Raw genomic sequence first — 14,185 nt, 5'->3', positions numbered from 1 at the left:
TGGTCGCGCGCATCCGCGCGGCCCTCGACGCGCCGCCGACCCTCAACCCGGACTCGCACCCGGACCTGCTCAAGGCGCTCCAGTACGCGGGAGTCGGCGTGCGGTCGCTGCGCAAGTGGGAGCTCGAGCGCACGGACCACCCCGTCGTCGAGCCCCTGCTCGAGTACAAGAAGCTCTCGCGGCTCCTCACCGCGAACGGCTGGTCCTGGCTCGACACCTGGGTCCACGACGGGCGGTTCCGCACCGAGTACGTCGTGGGCGGCGTCGTCACGGGCCGGTGGTCGTCGAGCGGCGGCGGGGCGCTGCAGCTGCCCAAGCAGGTGCGCCGCGCGGTCGTCGCCGACCCGGGCTGGAAGCTCGTCGTCGCCGACGCCGCGCAGCTCGAGCCGCGCGTGCTGGCCGGGCTCGCGCACGACGAGCGCATGGCGGCGGCGGGGCGCGGGGGCGACATGTACGCGGGCATCGTCGCCTCGGGAGCCGTCGCGACGCGCGACCACGCGAAGGTCGGCATGCTCGGCGCGATGTACGGGGGGACGACGGGCGACAGCGCGCTCGTCCTGCCGCGGCTCGCGAAGGCGTTCCCCGACGCGATCGGCCTCGTGGAGCGCGCCGCGCAGGCCGGCGAGCGTGGCCAGGTCGTGTCGACCCTCCTCGGGCGGAGCTCGCCACGACCCGGCGAGTCGTGGCAGGCGGCCCAGGAGGGTGCCTACGCGGTCGAGGAGGGCGGCGCGGTGGACGTCGAGAGCGGCCGGACGGGCGCGGACGCGCAGGCGCGTGCCCGGTCGTACACCCGGGCGTGGGGGCGCTTCACGCGGAACTTCGTCGTGCAGGGCACGGCGGCCGAGTGGGCGCTGTGCTGGCTCGCCTCGATCCGCCGCAGGCTGTGGGACCTGCCCGTCGCATCGACCCCGGGCGCCGCGCCCGCGCCGTTCGCCGACCGGGCGCACCTCGTGTTCTTCCTCCACGACGAGGTCGTCGTGCACGCGCCGGCCGAGCTCGCCGAGGCGGTGGCCGACGAGGTCCGCGCGGCCGCGGCGGAGGCGGGGCGCCTCCTCTTCGGGGAGTTCCCGGTCGACTTCCCGCTCACCGTCGCGCTCGTCGACCACTACGCCGAGGCGAAGTGAGGAACGGGCGACGGGCCGCGGCGGACCCGTCGCCCGGTGGTGCCGTCGCCCGACGGCGTCAGCGCCGCGGCTCGCCGCGGTAGGTGCCGAACGGCCACAGGTTGCCCTCGGGATCCTGGAGCACGAGCTCGCGGCTCCCGTAGTCCGTGTCCCGGAGCGGGACGACGACGCGTCCCCCGGCACCCGGCGCGCGCTCGCGGAGCCGGGCGTCGAGCGCCTCGATCTCGTCGTCGGGGACGACGACGTACGTGCCGCAGGTCCCGGGCTCGCGCGACCACTCGCGGTCGGGGGAGTGGCTGCCGAGCATGATCCCGCCGCCGTGCGGCCAGTCGAGCTGGGCGTGGGCGACGTCGCGGTCGTCGCCCGCCATGACGGCCGTCGCGACGAACCCGACGACGTCGGTGAGGAACGCGACGAGGCTGCGGGCGTCGCGCGCCTGGAGGGTGGGCCAGACCCACGGTGTCGGCGGCGCGTCGGGCACCGGGGGCGGCGCCGCGGGCGTGCCGGAGGTGTCAGTCGGTGTGCGGGTGCTCTCGTGGATGCTCATGCCCCCACCCTGGCCCGTCGGTGTGGCCCCCGGCTTGGATGTTCCCGAGCTCTTCGCGCACCCAGCCGGTCGGGCTCGTGCCCGCGAACCGGCGGAAGTCGCGCACCAGGTGGGAGTGGTCGGCGTACCCGGTCTGCGCGGCGACGTCGGCGAGCGTCCGGGAGCCCCGGCCGAGGGCGAGGCGCTGCACCTGGCGGCGGGCGGCGTCGAACCGCACGAGGCCGCGCGCCGCCCGGGGCGTGACGCCGAGCTCGGCCCGGAACAGCGTCTCGAGCTGGCGCTCGCCGAGAGCGACGTGCCGCGCGACGTCGCGCACGCGTGCCCGACCCCGGGTGCGGACGAGCAGGCGCCAGGCCTCCGCGACCTCGACGCGCACCTCGCCGCGGACGGGCACGGCTCCGGGGCCGCGGGGTGGGTCCGCCGGGGCTGCGAAGGCCACGCGCACGGCGTCGAACGCGGCGGCCCACGAACCCGCCTCGGCGGCCTGCTCGCGCAGGCGGGCGGCGGCGGGGCCGAGGACGGCGTCGCCGTCCTCGACGAGGCCGAGGTCGCCCGCGCGCACGCCCAGCAGCCCCCGGCAGGCCAGCGGGTCGAGCGCGAGCTGCACGCCCGCCTGCTCTCGCGGCTGGTGGATCAGGGCCGGGCGCGTGTGCAGGCCGCCGACGAGCGACTCGTAGCGCACCGGGACGGCGTCCGGCCCGGGCGACGTCGGGACGACGCCCGCGGTGCTCACGACGAGCGTGAGCCACGGCGACGGGAGGCCGCGGTGGACGGACGGCGCGCCGTCCGTCGTCTCCGTCCGCAGGCGGTACCCGACCATCGACACGACGCCGGTCGGCAGCGCGTCCGACCGGGCTCGCACGAACTCGTGCATCCGACCACGCTAGACGCCGCGCGTACGGCTCACAGCCCGAGCGGACGGTGCCACCCGACGTCGACGCGGAGCGTGGCGCCGGACGCCTCGTCGTCGACCTCCCACACGCACCGGACCCGCCGGTCGAGGACCGACATCGCGTCGCACCGCCGCCCCGCCTCGTCGAGGCCGACCCGCGCACGGACGGCGTCGCGGTCGTGCCCGGGCCACGAGAGCGTCAGCTCGCGCCAGCAGCCGCCCGACCCGCAGCCCGTCCCCTCGTCGACGACCTGGACGCCGTCGGGGAAGGCCGGGACCGGGGGAGTGCCCGCCTCCTCGAGCTCGACCCAGACGACGGGACCGAGCAGCCACACGACCAGGAGGACCAGTCCGACGGCCGCACCGGCGACCCCGGCACGACGGCCCGCCCTGCGCTGCATCGGCGCATCGTATCGAGAGGTCAGGTCGACGGGCGCAGCCCGCGCACCGGGGGGACGTCCGTGCCCCGGGCGGCGCGACGCACGTGCGAGCGCGCGTGCTCGATCGCGTCGTCGAGCGTGTCGAAGAGGTGGTTCTCGTGGCGGAGCTCCGCGAGCGCCCCGACGTTCGTGAGGAGCGACCGGTGCCGTTCCTGGACGCCCTTGACGAGCACGGTCACGCCGCGCGCCTCGAGCCCTTCGACGAGCTCGCCGAGCGCCCTGGCCCCGGTCGCGTCGACCATGCGGAGCTGGGAGAGCCGCAGGACCACGACCGCGACGTCGTCGTGCGACGAGGCGTCGGTCACCTCGGTGAGCACGCGGTCCGCGGCGCCGAAGAACATGGAGCCTTCGAGACGAAAGAGCGCGACGTGCTCGTCGCCCGGCTGGGCAGGCCCGGGGAGGGGGTCGCGGTGCACGGCCGAGGCGCGGGCGACGGTCCGCAGCGCGAAGAACGCGGCGACGAGGATCCCGATCTCGATGGCCTGCACGAGGTCGAACGCGACGGTGACGACGGCGGTGACGACGAAGGTCGCCGCGCTCGACCGCCCGGCGCCGACCACCGAGCGGATCGTCCGGGCGCCGATCATCCGGAAGCTCGTCACCATGAGGACGCCGGCGAGCGCGGCGAGCGGGATCCGGGAGACCGGGCCCGTGGCGAGGTAGATGACGGCGAGGATCACGACGGCGTGCACGACGGCCGCGAGCCGCGTGCGGGCGCCGGACCGCACGTTGACCGCGGTGCGGGCGATGGCACCCGTGGCGGGCATGCCGCCGAAGAGGCCGCTGGCCACGGACGCGAGGCCCTGCCCGACGAGCTCGCGGTCGGGCTGGTAGACGGAGCCCCCGGGCGACCCGGTCTGCACCATGGAGGCGGCGACGCGGGCGGACAGCAGCGACTCGATGGCCGCGAGCGCGGCGATCGCGAGGGCGGCGCCGCCGAGGTCGCGCAGCGCGCCGGGGGTGAACGTCGGCAGGACGGGCGCGGGCAGGGACGAGGGCAGGGCGCCGATGCGCGGGACGGGGGCGCCGAACGCCTCGACGAGGACGGTGGCCAGCACGACCGCGACGAGCGACGCCGGGATCGCCGCGTGGGCGCGGGGGAGCAGCAGCATCGTCGCGGCGACGAGCGCGACGCACCCGAGCGTCCACAGGACCGGGGCGGGCGGGACGTCGGTCACCGCGGTGCGCACGGCCCCGACGGCGGTCACGAACGTGTTGTGACCAGGGGCGGCCTCGACCCCGACCGCGGCCGGGACCTGCTGGAGGAAGATGATGCAGGCGATCCCGAGCGTGAAGCCCTCGACGACGGGCCAGGGGATGTACGTGACGACGCGCCCGAGCCGGGCGAGCCCCGCGACGAGGACGACGAGCCCGGCGAGGACGGTGACGAGCGCGACGGAGCCCAGCCCGTGGGTGACGACGATCGGCGCGAGCACGACGGCCATGGCCCCGGTCGGTCCGGAGACCTGGTGGTTCGACCCGCCGAGCACGGCGGCGACGATCCCCGCGATCACCGCGGTGACGAGCCCGGCTGCCGCCCCGACGCCGGAGCTCACGCCGAACGCGAGCGCGAGCGGGAGGGCGACGACGCCCACGGTGACGCCCGCGAGGAGGTCGGCGCGCAGGGTCCGGGGGCGCAGGTCGTAGTCGGAGCGTCGCGGGAGCAGGTCGCGGACGGCGGCGAGGCGGCTCATGCGGAGGCGTTCGACGCGGTCGCGTCGAGCACGGCCCGCGCCGACGCGCCCGGCAGGGCGGGGAGCCGTCGCGCGGCGTCGAGCTGGTCGGACGCGCCCGCGAGGTTCGAGAGGAGGAACGCACGCGCGACGACGAGGAGCTCGGCGACGAGCGGCTCGGCGAGGCGGTACTCCACCGCGTTGCCGCTGCGGGTCGAGGTGACGACCCCGGCCCGGCGCAGCACGGCGAGGTGCTGGGAGAGCTGGGAGGGCTCGCACCCCGTGACGTCCAGCAGGTCGGACACGGGCGCGGTGTGGTCGGCGTCGGCCGCGAGGACCTCGAGCACCTGGATGCGGGTGGGGTGGGCGAGGCACCGGAAGAGCTCGGCCTTGATGCGGTAGAGGGGAGCGGTCTCGTCGGTTCCCCGGGCGCCGTCGCCGCGCGCGTCGGCGTCGGGCCGGTCGGGGCGGGGGGTGCGGGGCACGGGTCCTCCGAGCAACGGTTTGATGAATTGCGCAATCCATCAAACCACGTCGGACGGCACCCGGGCCTCCCGCGCGGGATAGCCTGCCGCCATGACCGTCGCGCCCGACCCGAGCACCGGCACGTCGACCGAGCCGGAGGCCGACGGCGCCGCGCACCCGACGCTCGGCCGCGTCGTGCGGACCCTGGACGAGCTGTACCCGCCGTCGACGGCGGAGGCCTGGGACGCCGTCGGGCTCGTGGCGGGGGACCCGGGCGCGCCCGTGCGCAAGGTGCTGTTCGCCGTCGACCCGGTCGAGGACGTCGCGGACGAGGCGCTCGCCTGGGGCGCGGACCTCCTGGTCACGCACCACCCGCTGTTCCTGCGGCCCGTGCACTCGGTCGCGGCGACGACGTTCAAGGGCTCGCTGGTGCACCGGCTCATCCGGGGCGGGTGCGGCCTGTACGTCGCGCACACCAACGCCGACGCGGCGGGGCGCGGCGTCGCCGACGCGCTCGCGGACGTCCTCGACCTGCTGCACCGCGTGCCGCTCGTCGCCCACCCGGCGCCGTCCCCGCACGAGGCGGCGTCGACCGGGACGGGCCGCGTGGGGCGCCTGGCGGAGCCGACGACGCTGCGCGGCTTCGCGCAGCGTGTCGCCGAGGCCCTTCCCCCGACGGTGCAGGGCGTGCGCGTCGCGGGCGACCTCGACGCGACCGTGGAGTCCGTCGCGGTCGTCGGCGGCTCGGGCGACTCGCTGTTCGACGCCGTCCGCGCGAGCGGCGCCGACGTCTACCTCACGTCCGACCTGCGCCACCACCCGGTCTCCGAGCTGCGCGAGCGCGCCCGGCTCGAGGGCGACGGCGAGGCCGGCACGCCCTTCCTCGTCGACGTGCCGCACTATGCCTCCGAGTGGCCGTGGCTCCGCTACGCTGCCGAGGACCTCGCGCGCGCCCTCGAGCGCGCGCAGCCGGGGACGGTCGTCGAGACGCGCGTGAGCACGCTCGTCACCGACCCGTGGACCGCGCGGATCGCGTCGGCGCCCGCGGACCCGCGCTCCGACCGGCCCGACCCCGACGCCCCGTCCGCCTGACGCCCCGACCCTGCACGCCGGCCCCGCACGGGGCCCACGAAAGGAACCACCTGTGGCCACTGCACCGCCCGCCGACCAGCTCCGCCTGCTCGACGTCCAGGAGCTCGACACGCGGGCGCAGCAGCTCGCGCACCAGCGCAAGAACCTGCCGGAGCACGCGCGCATCGCCGAGCTCGACGCCCAGATCGCGGACCTGCGCGGCAAGCTCGTCGAGTCCCGCACCGCGGTGAGCGACCTCAAGCGCGAGCTCACCAAGGCGGAGACCGACGTCGAGCAGGTGCGCACGCGCGCCGCGCGCGACCAGTCGCGGCTCGACTCGGGGCAGGTCGGGGCCAAGGACGCGCAGGCGCTCGTCGCGGAGCTCGAGTCCCTCGCGCGGCGCCAGGGCGTGCTCGAGGAGGTCGAGCTCGACGTCATGGAGCGCCTGGAGGCGCACGAGGAGGCGCTCGCGAAGCTCGAGTCGGCGAACGCCGAGCTGGAGGCCGCGAAGGCCGAGGTCGTGACGGCGCGGGACGCGCGCTACGCCGAGCTCGACGCCGAGGCCGGCCAGGTCGCGGGCAAGCGCACCGAGGCCGTCGCGGGTCTCGACGCCGGGCTCCTCGCCCTGTACGAGCGCGTGCGCGACCAGAACGGCGGCCGGGGCGTCGTCGCGCTGCGCGGCCAGCACGTGGACGGGCTCAACGTCTCGCTGAGCCCGGCCGAGCTCGCGGCGATCACGTCGGCCGCGCCCGACCAGGTGGTGCGGCTCGAGGACTACGGCCACATCGTGGTCCGGCCGGAGGGCGCCGGCGCGTGAGCGCGGCCGGTCGGCGCCACCTCGTCGTCGAGGCCGACGGCGGGTCCCGGGGGAACCCGGGGCCCGCGGGCTTCGGCGCGCTCGTGCGCGACGGTGAGACCGGACAGGTCCTCGCCGAGCGCGCCGCGTACCTCGGGGTGACGACGAACAACGTCGCCGAGTACTCGGGCCTCGTCGCCGGGCTGCGCGCCGCGGCCGAGATCGACCCCGACGCGCGGGTGACCGTGCGGATGGACTCGCGGCTCGTCGTCGAGCAGATGTCGGGTCGCTGGCAGATCAAGCACGACGACATGCGCCGCCTCGCCGCCGAGGCCGCGTCGGTGCTGCCCGCGGAGCAGGTCGCGTACGAGTGGGTGCCGCGCGCGCAGAACTCCGCTGCGGACGCCCTCGCGAACGAGGCGATGGACACGGCGGGGACGGTCGCGCGCGACTACCCGCCCGCCGCCGCTCCGGGTGCCGGCGACGACGAGCCCGACCCTGTCGCTGCCGACGCGCCCGCCGAGGTCCCGGGGGAGTCGGCCGCGTTCGACACCCCCGCCCGCCCGTCCGGTGCCGCGGTCCGGTTCGACGACGCGCCCGCCCTCACGGTCGTGCTCGTGCGGCACGGGCAGACGCCGCTCACCGTCGCGGGTGCGTTCAGCGGGTCGTCGGTGCCTGGCCCGTCGCTCACGGCGCGCGGCCGCACGCAGGCGGCACAGGCCGCCGACCTCGTGTTCCGGGTCGGGCGCCAGGCGTGGCCCGACCTTCCCCGGCCGACCACGATCGTCGCCTCGCCGATGGTGCGCGCGCAGGAGACCGCGCGGGCGGTCGGTCGCCGGCTCGGCGTCCACGTCACGACGGACGACCGGTTCGCCGAGGTCGACTTCGGAGAGTGGGAGGGGCTCACCGCCGCGGAGGTCGACGCCGCGTGGCCGGGCCGCCTGCACGCCTGGCACACGACCGGCACGACCGCGGCCCCGGGCGGCGAGTCGTACGCCGACGTCGGGGCGCGCGTCTGGCACGGGCTCCAGTACCTCGTCGACACGCTCCTGCCGGGTGCGGGGCCGGCAGGACGGACGGCCGTCGTCGTGGGTCACGCGGTGCAGGTGCGCGCCGCGGTCGGCACGGCGATCGGCGCGCCGCCGTCGCAGTGGTCGCGCGTGCGCGTGCCCCCGGCGTCGGTGAGCATCCTGCGCCTGTGGCCCGACGGAACGAGCGAGCTCACGGCCCAGGGCGTCCCGAGCGACCTCTGACGTCCCTCCGCCGCGAGGTAGAACCTCCGGTCGCGAGGTAGAGCTCCGCGCGTTCTACCTCGGAGCACCGAGTTCTACCTCGCGCCCGGGGTCCGGCGCCGTTGCGGCAGGTTCACCCCTTTCGCGGCTTCTTCACCTTGGCGGGTTCCGTGAGGGCGTGCTCGACGGCCGTCGCGACCCACGCGTCGAGCTCGTCCGGGTCGGCGACCTGCGCGCCGTCGACGAGGATCATCCCCGTCATCGCGCGACCGCCCATCTCCATGACCGTTCCGCCGCGTCCGAGCGCCGCGTCCGTGCCGTCCTTGCCGACCCGCACCATGAGGTCGTCGCGGGTGACGCCGAGCGCCATGTGCGTGTTGACGAGGAACGCGATCCCGCCGAACATCTTCCGCTCGTCGAACGGCGCGCGCGGCCCCAGGGCGGCGCGGATCCGCTCGGCGAGGTCCTCGCTGTAGACCATGGGTCCACTGTGGACCTCGTCCCGCCGGACCGCAGCGGGGGCGAGCCCTGGTCTCGGCCGATCGCTCGGTCGATCGCTCAGGCGATGACGAGCTCGAGCGTGCGCGGTCCGTTCCGCGTGGTCGCGTCGTGGAGCGTCGTCTCCAGGAGGCGATAGCTCAGTCCCGAGCCCACCTCGGTGCCGATCACCGTGCCGACGAGCTCGCCCGCGGCGTCGAGCAGCCCGTCGGCGGACGACGGCGACGCGGCGGGCCGGCGCAGCAGGTGCCCGGCGAGCACGCCCCGGGTGTGCTTGGCGTTGTGCGAGACGACGGTGCGCTTCCCGGCGTGCTCGCGGACCACCCGCACCGCGACCCAGTTGGCTGCGCGCGGCCCGGAGGCCGCGGGCTTCCAGGCGCCCACGTAGGTCGCGGACCGGCAGTCGACGACGACGTCGCCCGCCGCGCGCTCGTCGAGCACGGGGGCGAGGTGCGGGCGCCACGCGGTGGCGAGCTTCCCGACGCCGGGCAGGTCGACCGCCATGGAGAGCCGGTACGCGGGGACCCGGTCGGCGGGGGAGAGAGCCCCCCACAGCGCCGACACGACCCGGACGTCCTCGCGGGCCCGCCGCGCGGCCTCGCCGCCGGACGCGAGCGCGCCCGCGAGGTCGGCGGCGCCGTACAGCACGCCCGTGTAGACGTCGGCCGCGGAGCCCGCCGGTGCCGTCCGCAGGGACGTGTTGCGGCGCACCTCGTCGGCGAGCCCCGGCGTCGTGCCCAGGACGTCGTGCGCGTCCGGGCGCGCGCTCGCGGCGGCGAGCGCGTCGAGGACCTGCGCGCGGTGCGCGGTGAGGGCGGGAGAGCTGAGCGTGGCGAGGTCGACCGGCGCGGCGCCGTCGGGCGCGGGGGTCTTGCCCTCGGACGGGGGGAGCAGCACGAGCACGCGGCCACTCTACGAGCGCTCGCCGCGTCGTCGCGGCGGGTGACCGGGGACGACGGCGTGGGGTGCGTCACGGCTACGCTCGCCCGATGGCCCAGGTGAAGATCTACGGACGGCGCAGCGTGTGGGGCGAGCGGCGGACGGAGGTGTCCGACGCGCTGCACGACGCGCTCGTGCGCACCTGGCAGCTTCCGCCGGACAAGCGGTTCCACCGCTTCCTGCTCCTGGACGACGACGACCTGGTCGCCCCCCGCTCGGACGCGTACCTCGTCGTCGAGGTCGTGTGCTTCACGGGCCGCACGCGCGAGGCCAAGCGGGCGCTGATCGCGGCGCTGTACGACGACGTCGTGCCCGCCCTCGGCCTGACCCCGGACGACGTGGAGCTCGTGATCCTGGAGAGCCCGCGCGAGAACTGGGGCATCCGCGGGGTCAGCGGCGACGAGCTCGCGCTGTCGTACCGCGTCGACGTCTGACACCGATCCCCGAAAGCTCCCTGCGCCTCAGGTGACGGGACAGCCCCGTGCCCGGTGCGCGGCGACTCATCCCGCCTCGGCGACGACGGCCAGCACCGCGTCGCCGTATCGGGCGAGCTTGTTCTCGCCGACGCCGCTCACCAGCGCGAGCCGCTCGAGCGACCCGGGCCGGGCGGTCGCGATCCCGCGGAGCGTCGCATCCCCGAACACGATGTACGCGGGGACGCCCTGGGTCTTCGCCTCGCCCGCCCGCCAGGCGCGCAGCGCCTCGAAGAGCGGGACGTCGGCCTCGGCCAGCTCGGCGGCGGCCGCCGCCGCCTTCCGTCCCTTCGCCGCGCGCACCGGACGCGCCGGCTCGTGCCGCATCCGGACCCCGCGTCGCCGGGCCAGGACCTCCCCGCTCGCCGCCGTGAGCACGAGCGTCCCGTGCGCGCCCTCGACCGTGAGCAGCCCCTGGGCGAGGAGCTGCCGCACCACGGCCCGCCACTCGTGCTCGGACAGGTCGTTCCCGACCCCGAACACCGACAGCTCCTGGTGCCGGAACCGTCGGACCTTCTCCGTGTCCCGGCCCAGGAGGATGTCGACGACCTGCCCGACGCCGAAGCTCTGCCCGCGCTCGCGGTCCAGACGGAACACCGTCGAGAGCACCTTCTGTGCCGCGACCGTCCCGTCCCAGGCCTCGGGCGGGGCGAGGCACGTGTCGCACGACCCGCAGCCGCCCGGGTGCTCCTGCCCGAAGTAGGCGAGGAGCTGGGCGCGGCGGCACTCGACGGTCTCGCAGAGGGCGAGCATCGCGTTCAGGTGCCGGCCCAGGTTGCGGCGGTGCGCGGCATCGCCGTCGGACGTCTCGATGAGCTTGCGCTGCTGCACGACGTCGGCGAGGCCGTAGGCCAGCCAGGCGGTGGACGGCAGTCCGTCACGCCCGGCGCGCCCCGTCTCCTGGTAGTACCCCTCGACGGACTTGGGCAGGTCGAGGTGCGCGACGAACCGGACGTCGGGCTTGTCGATGCCCATGCCGAAGGCGATCGTCGCGACCATGACCACGCCGTCCTCGCGCAGGAACCGGGACTGGTTCGCGGCGCGCACCGCCGCGGGGAGCCCCGCGTGGTAGGGCAGCGCCTCGATCCCGTTCTCGACGAGCGTCGCGGCGGTCTTCTCCACCGACGCGCGCGAGAGGCAGTAGACGATCCCCGCCTCCCCGGCGTGCTCGGTGCGCAGCAGGTCGAGCAGCTGCTTCTCCGGCCGGTCCTTGGGCACGATCCGGTAGGTGATGTTGGGCCGGTCGAAGCTGGAGACGAAGTGCCGCGCGCCCTCCAGGTCGAGGCGCTGGGCGATCTCGGCCCGCGTCGCGGCCGTCGCCGTCGCGGTCAGCGCGATGCGCGGGACGGACGGCCAGCGCTGGTGCAGCACCGACAGCTCGAGGTAGTCGGGCCGGAAGTCGTGGCCCCACTGGGACACGCAATGCGCCTCGTCGATCGCGAAGAGCGCGATCTGCGTCCTGTCGAGCAGGTCGAGGGTGGCGCGGCTCCGAAGCCCTTCCGGTGCCACGTAGAGCAGGTCGAGCTCGCCCGCCACGAGCGCGCGCTCCACGGCGCGGCGGTCCTCCGAGGACAGCGTGGAGTTGAGGAACGCCGCGCGGACGCCGAGCGCCGCGAGGGCGTCCACCTGGTCCTGCATGAGGGCGATGAGCGGGGAGACCACGACGCCGGTGCCCGCACGGACCAGGGCGGGGATCTGGTAGCACAGCGACTTGCCCCCGCCGGTGGGCATGAGCACGAGGGCGTCGCCGCCGCCGACGACGGTGTCGATGACGGCCGCCTGCTCGCCCCGGAACGCGTCGTACCCGAAGACCCGCCGGAGCACGTCGAGCGCGGGGTCGATCGCAGTCATTGTGGCCACGCGGGCACCCTACCGAGGAGATCCGACACGGCCGTCCCCAGCGCGTCCGTCCCGCGCGCCGATGCGCCCGTCACGGGCGGCGGAGCTCGGCAGGCAGGTCGTCCCGGTGGCGGACGGCGAGCGACGTCACCGCGCGGGTCAGGCAGACGTACAGCCGCCGCAGGCCCGTGACCCGGTCGGGCTCGCCCCGGACGACGCCCTCCGGGTCGTCCAGCACGACGTGGTCGAACTCCAGCCCCTTCGCGAGCGACGCGGGCACGAGGTCGAGGCGTGCGTCGAACTCGACCGTGCCGGCGTCGTCCGTCGCCTCGCCGACGACCGCGAAGGGGAGGCCTGCCGCGGCGAGCGCCGTGCGTGCGGCGTCCGTGCCGGCGTCGGGCACGATGAGCCCGACCGACCCCTCCCGGTCGAGCGCCGTACGGACCAGGTCCACGAGCGGATCCGTGGTGAGGACCAGCTCGCCCCGGGCGCGACGGACGGCGACGGGCGGGTCGAGGTCCGGCGCGATCGAGGGGAGCAGGCGGGCCGCGTACTCGATGACGTCGCCGGGCACGCGGAAGCCGGCGGTGAGCTGCTCCACGTGGCCGTCGGGCTTGCCGAGGTGCGTCAGCGCGTCGGTCCACGAGGAGACGCCCCACGGCGTCGTCGCCTGGGCCAGGTCGCCCAGCACCGTCAGGGAGCCCGTGCGCGCCCGGCGTCCGAGAGCGCGCAGCATCATCGGCGACAGGTCCTGCGCCTCGTCCACCACGACGTGCGCGACCGACGCGCCGCGGGTCAGCAGGTCAGCGACCTCGTCGAGCAGGACGAGGTCGGCCAGCGTCCAGCGGGCCGTCCCCGGCGTCCGGGAGGGTCGCTCCGGACGCAGCAGCTCCTGCTCGGCCGCGGTGAGGACGCCGTCGGCGCTCGCGGCGAGGAACGCGGGGTCGACGAGGAGCCGGTGCAGCAGCGCCGTCGGCGTGACCTTCGGCCACACCGCGGCGGTGTAGTCCCGGATCGGGCGCGTGCGCGCGAGCGCGTCCCACGCCCGCTCGTCGAGCGCCTCGCCGGACTCCTCGATCTGCACGAGGATCCGGTGCGCGAGCGCGTGCCGCAGGTGGTCGCGACCGGCCTCGAAGCGCGGCTCCCGGCCGACCACCTGCGCCACGCACTCGCGCGCCTCGTGCGCGGCGACGCGCCAGCGGCGCGCACCGCGCGGCAGCACCAGGGCCTCGCTCGGCTCGGCGACGTGCGACCACACCGCGCGGCGGAGCACCTCGGCCAGGCGCCCGTCGCCCTTGAGCCGCGCGACGTCCGCGGGCTCCGTCCCGCGCAGGCGACCGTGCGCGGCGACGATCTGCTCGACGGTGGTCTGGGTCGCGTCGACCTCGCCGAGGGCGGGCAGCACGTCGCGGATGTACCGCAGGAAGCTCGCGTTGGGCCCCACGACGGTCATCCCGGCGCGGCTCACCCGCTCGCGGTGGGAGTACAGCAGGTACGCGGCGCGGTGCAGCCCGACGGCGGTCTTGCCGGTGCCGGGCGCGCCCTGCACGACGACGGTCCGGTCGAGCCCGCTGCGCACGATGACGTCCTGCTCGGGCTGGATGGTGGCGACGATGTCGCGCATCGGCCCGGTACGGGGCCGCTCGATCTCGGCCTCGAGGATCGCGGAGGTCTCCGCACCTGGTCCGGGGGCGGTGAGCGCCTCGTCCTCGAAGCCGGTGAGGGCACCGCGCTGGAAGCCGTAGCGGCGGCGGGCCGTGACACCCATCGGCTCGGTGCGGGTGGCGCGGTAGAAGGGCGTGCTCACCGGGGCGCGCCAGTCGACGACGAGCGGGTCGCCCTCGGGGTCGGAGACGTGGCGGCGCCCGATGTGGAAGACCTCGGCCGGCTCGTCGTCCGTGCCGTCGAGGTCGATCCGTCCGAAGAAGAGCGGGACCTCGGGGTCGTCGGCGAGCTGGGCGAGCCGTCGGGCGAGCGCCGCCTCGAGATACTCGGCGCTGACCCGGTCGCCCGCCAGGGCGTCGAGCGACCCGGCCTGCTCGCGCATGCGGGCGAGCTGCGAGCGGGCCTCGGCCAGGAACTCCTGCTCCCGGGCGAGCTCGCCCGAGGTGTCTCCGGCGGGTGCCGCGGACGAGGTGTCGGGGGCGGACGGTACGGCGGGGGCGGGCACGACAGACCTCCGGGAGCCGGCTTCGA

14 protein-coding genes are annotated in these 14,185 nt (G+C 76.0%); 5 read left to right on the top strand and 9 right to left on the bottom strand.

The genetic code is table 11. The features are described from left to right. Positions 1-1,124, top strand: a 1,124-nt coding sequence (locus tag FB00_RS16315) for a bifunctional 3'-5' exonuclease/DNA polymerase (protein ID WP_047233961.1), incomplete at its 5' end; no start/stop codon positions are given. A 58-nt stretch (positions 1,125-1,182) separates the two neighbouring features. Here the strand turns inward: FB00_RS16315 and FB00_RS16310 are convergent. The 5 genes from FB00_RS16310 to FB00_RS16290 are packed head-to-tail and all read right to left on the bottom strand — an operon-like array spanning position 1,183 to position 5,161. Further along, a complete protein-coding gene (locus tag FB00_RS16310; protein ID WP_231581902.1) occupies positions 1,183-1,671 on the bottom strand; it encodes a VOC family protein in 489 nt (162 codons plus the stop codon). After that, positions 1,637-2,545: a helix-turn-helix domain-containing protein gene (locus FB00_RS16305; RefSeq protein WP_047233959.1), complete on the bottom strand. Its 909-nt coding sequence runs from the start codon at positions 2,543-2,545 to the stop codon at positions 1,637-1,639. Before FB00_RS16305 ends, FB00_RS16310 begins: the two co-directional genes overlap by 35 nt. A 29-nt stretch (positions 2,546-2,574) precedes the next feature. After that, complete coding sequence (locus FB00_RS21265; protein WP_052877734.1) at positions 2,575-2,964, bottom strand: hypothetical protein; 390 nt, start codon at positions 2,962-2,964, stop codon at positions 2,575-2,577. A gap of 20 nt (positions 2,965-2,984) precedes the next feature. Continuing rightward, positions 2,985-4,697 (bottom strand): SulP family inorganic anion transporter, encoded by a 1,713-nt coding sequence (locus tag FB00_RS16295; RefSeq protein WP_047233958.1) that lies wholly within the window; start codon positions 4,695-4,697, stop codon positions 2,985-2,987. Further along, positions 4,694-5,161: an ArsR/SmtB family transcription factor gene (locus FB00_RS16290; RefSeq protein ID WP_082141415.1), complete on the bottom strand. Its 468-nt coding sequence runs from the start codon at positions 5,159-5,161 to the stop codon at positions 4,694-4,696. Before FB00_RS16290 ends, FB00_RS16295 begins: the two co-directional genes overlap by 4 nt. Before the next feature lie 91 nt (positions 5,162-5,252). Here FB00_RS16290 and FB00_RS16285 point away from each other — a divergent pair, with 91 nt between their 5' ends. The 3 genes from FB00_RS16285 to FB00_RS16275 are packed head-to-tail and all read left to right on the top strand — an operon-like array spanning position 5,253 to position 8,261. Next, complete coding sequence (locus FB00_RS16285) at positions 5,253-6,233, top strand: Nif3-like dinuclear metal center hexameric protein (protein ID WP_082141414.1); 981 nt, start codon at positions 5,253-5,255, stop codon at positions 6,231-6,233. A 52-nt stretch (positions 6,234-6,285) separates the two neighbouring features. Next, positions 6,286-7,029: a zinc ribbon domain-containing protein gene (locus tag FB00_RS16280; protein ID WP_047233957.1), complete on the top strand. Its 744-nt coding sequence runs from the start codon at positions 6,286-6,288 to the stop codon at positions 7,027-7,029. Beyond that, positions 7,026-8,261, top strand: coding sequence for a bifunctional RNase H/acid phosphatase (locus tag FB00_RS16275; protein WP_047233956.1), 1,236 nt, complete (start codon positions 7,026-7,028; stop codon positions 8,259-8,261). Before FB00_RS16280 ends, FB00_RS16275 begins: the two co-directional genes overlap by 4 nt. A 112-nt stretch (positions 8,262-8,373) precedes the next feature. Here the strand turns inward: FB00_RS16275 and FB00_RS16270 are convergent, their stop codons facing one another. Together FB00_RS16270 and FB00_RS16265 are read right to left on the bottom strand one after the other, a co-directional pair. Beyond that, positions 8,374-8,721 (bottom strand): TfoX/Sxy family protein, encoded by a 348-nt coding sequence (locus FB00_RS16270; protein ID WP_047233955.1) that lies wholly within the window; start codon positions 8,719-8,721, stop codon positions 8,374-8,376. A 77-nt stretch (positions 8,722-8,798) separates the two neighbouring features. After that, positions 8,799-9,641: a YaaA family protein gene (locus tag FB00_RS16265; protein WP_047233954.1), complete on the bottom strand. Its 843-nt coding sequence runs from the start codon at positions 9,639-9,641 to the stop codon at positions 8,799-8,801. A gap of 86 nt (positions 9,642-9,727) precedes the next feature. On the opposite strand from FB00_RS16265, the gene FB00_RS16260 reads away from it, so the two are divergent. Continuing rightward, positions 9,728-10,111, top strand: a complete 384-nt coding sequence (locus tag FB00_RS16260) for a tautomerase family protein (RefSeq protein WP_047233953.1) — start codon at positions 9,728-9,730, stop codon at positions 10,109-10,111. A gap of 66 nt (positions 10,112-10,177) precedes the next feature. On the opposite strand, the gene recQ is transcribed toward FB00_RS16260, so the two are convergent. Next, positions 10,178-12,001 carry a DNA helicase RecQ gene (recQ, locus tag FB00_RS16255; protein ID WP_047233952.1) on the bottom strand — a complete coding sequence of 608 codons (1,824 nt, stop codon included), beginning with the start codon at positions 11,999-12,001 and terminating at the stop codon, positions 10,178-10,180. 79 nt (positions 12,002-12,080) lie between these two features. Continuing rightward, positions 12,081-14,159 carry a HelD family protein gene (locus FB00_RS16250; protein ID WP_047233951.1) on the bottom strand — a complete coding sequence of 693 codons (2,079 nt, stop codon included), beginning with the start codon at positions 14,157-14,159 and terminating at the stop codon, positions 12,081-12,083. Positions 14,160-14,185 lie beyond the last annotated feature (26 nt).

This window comes from Cellulosimicrobium funkei (assembly GCF_001019615.1).
GTDB lineage: Bacteria > Actinomycetota > Actinomycetes > Actinomycetales > Cellulomonadaceae > Cellulosimicrobium > Cellulosimicrobium cellulans_E.
Note: the sequence above shows the minus strand (reverse complement) of the source record. Positions and strands in the feature narration are given on the sequence as shown.

What these genes read in the sequence shown, in the direction of transcription:
- FB00_RS16260 (WP_047233953.1), top strand. Translation starts at nt 9,728, where the DNA reads ATGGCCCAGGTGAAGATCTACGGACGGCGCAGCGTGTGGGGCGAGCGG.
- FB00_RS16310 (WP_231581902.1), bottom strand. Translation starts at nt 1,671, where the DNA reads ATGAGCATCCACGAGAGCACCCGCACACCGACTGACACCTCCGGCACG.
- FB00_RS16285 (WP_082141414.1), top strand. Translation starts at nt 5,253, where the DNA reads ATGACCGTCGCGCCCGACCCGAGCACCGGCACGTCGACCGAGCCGGAG.
- FB00_RS16270 (WP_047233955.1), bottom strand. Translation starts at nt 8,721, where the DNA reads ATGGTCTACAGCGAGGACCTCGCCGAGCGGATCCGCGCCGCCCTGGGG.
- FB00_RS21265 (WP_052877734.1), bottom strand. Translation starts at nt 2,964, where the DNA reads ATGCAGCGCAGGGCGGGCCGTCGTGCCGGGGTCGCCGGTGCGGCCGTC.
- FB00_RS16295 (WP_047233958.1), bottom strand. Translation starts at nt 4,697, where the DNA reads ATGAGCCGCCTCGCCGCCGTCCGCGACCTGCTCCCGCGACGCTCCGAC.
- FB00_RS16305 (WP_047233959.1), bottom strand. Translation starts at nt 2,545, where the DNA reads ATGCACGAGTTCGTGCGAGCCCGGTCGGACGCGCTGCCGACCGGCGTC.
- recQ (WP_047233952.1), bottom strand. Translation starts at nt 12,001, where the DNA reads ATGACTGCGATCGACCCCGCGCTCGACGTGCTCCGGCGGGTCTTCGGG.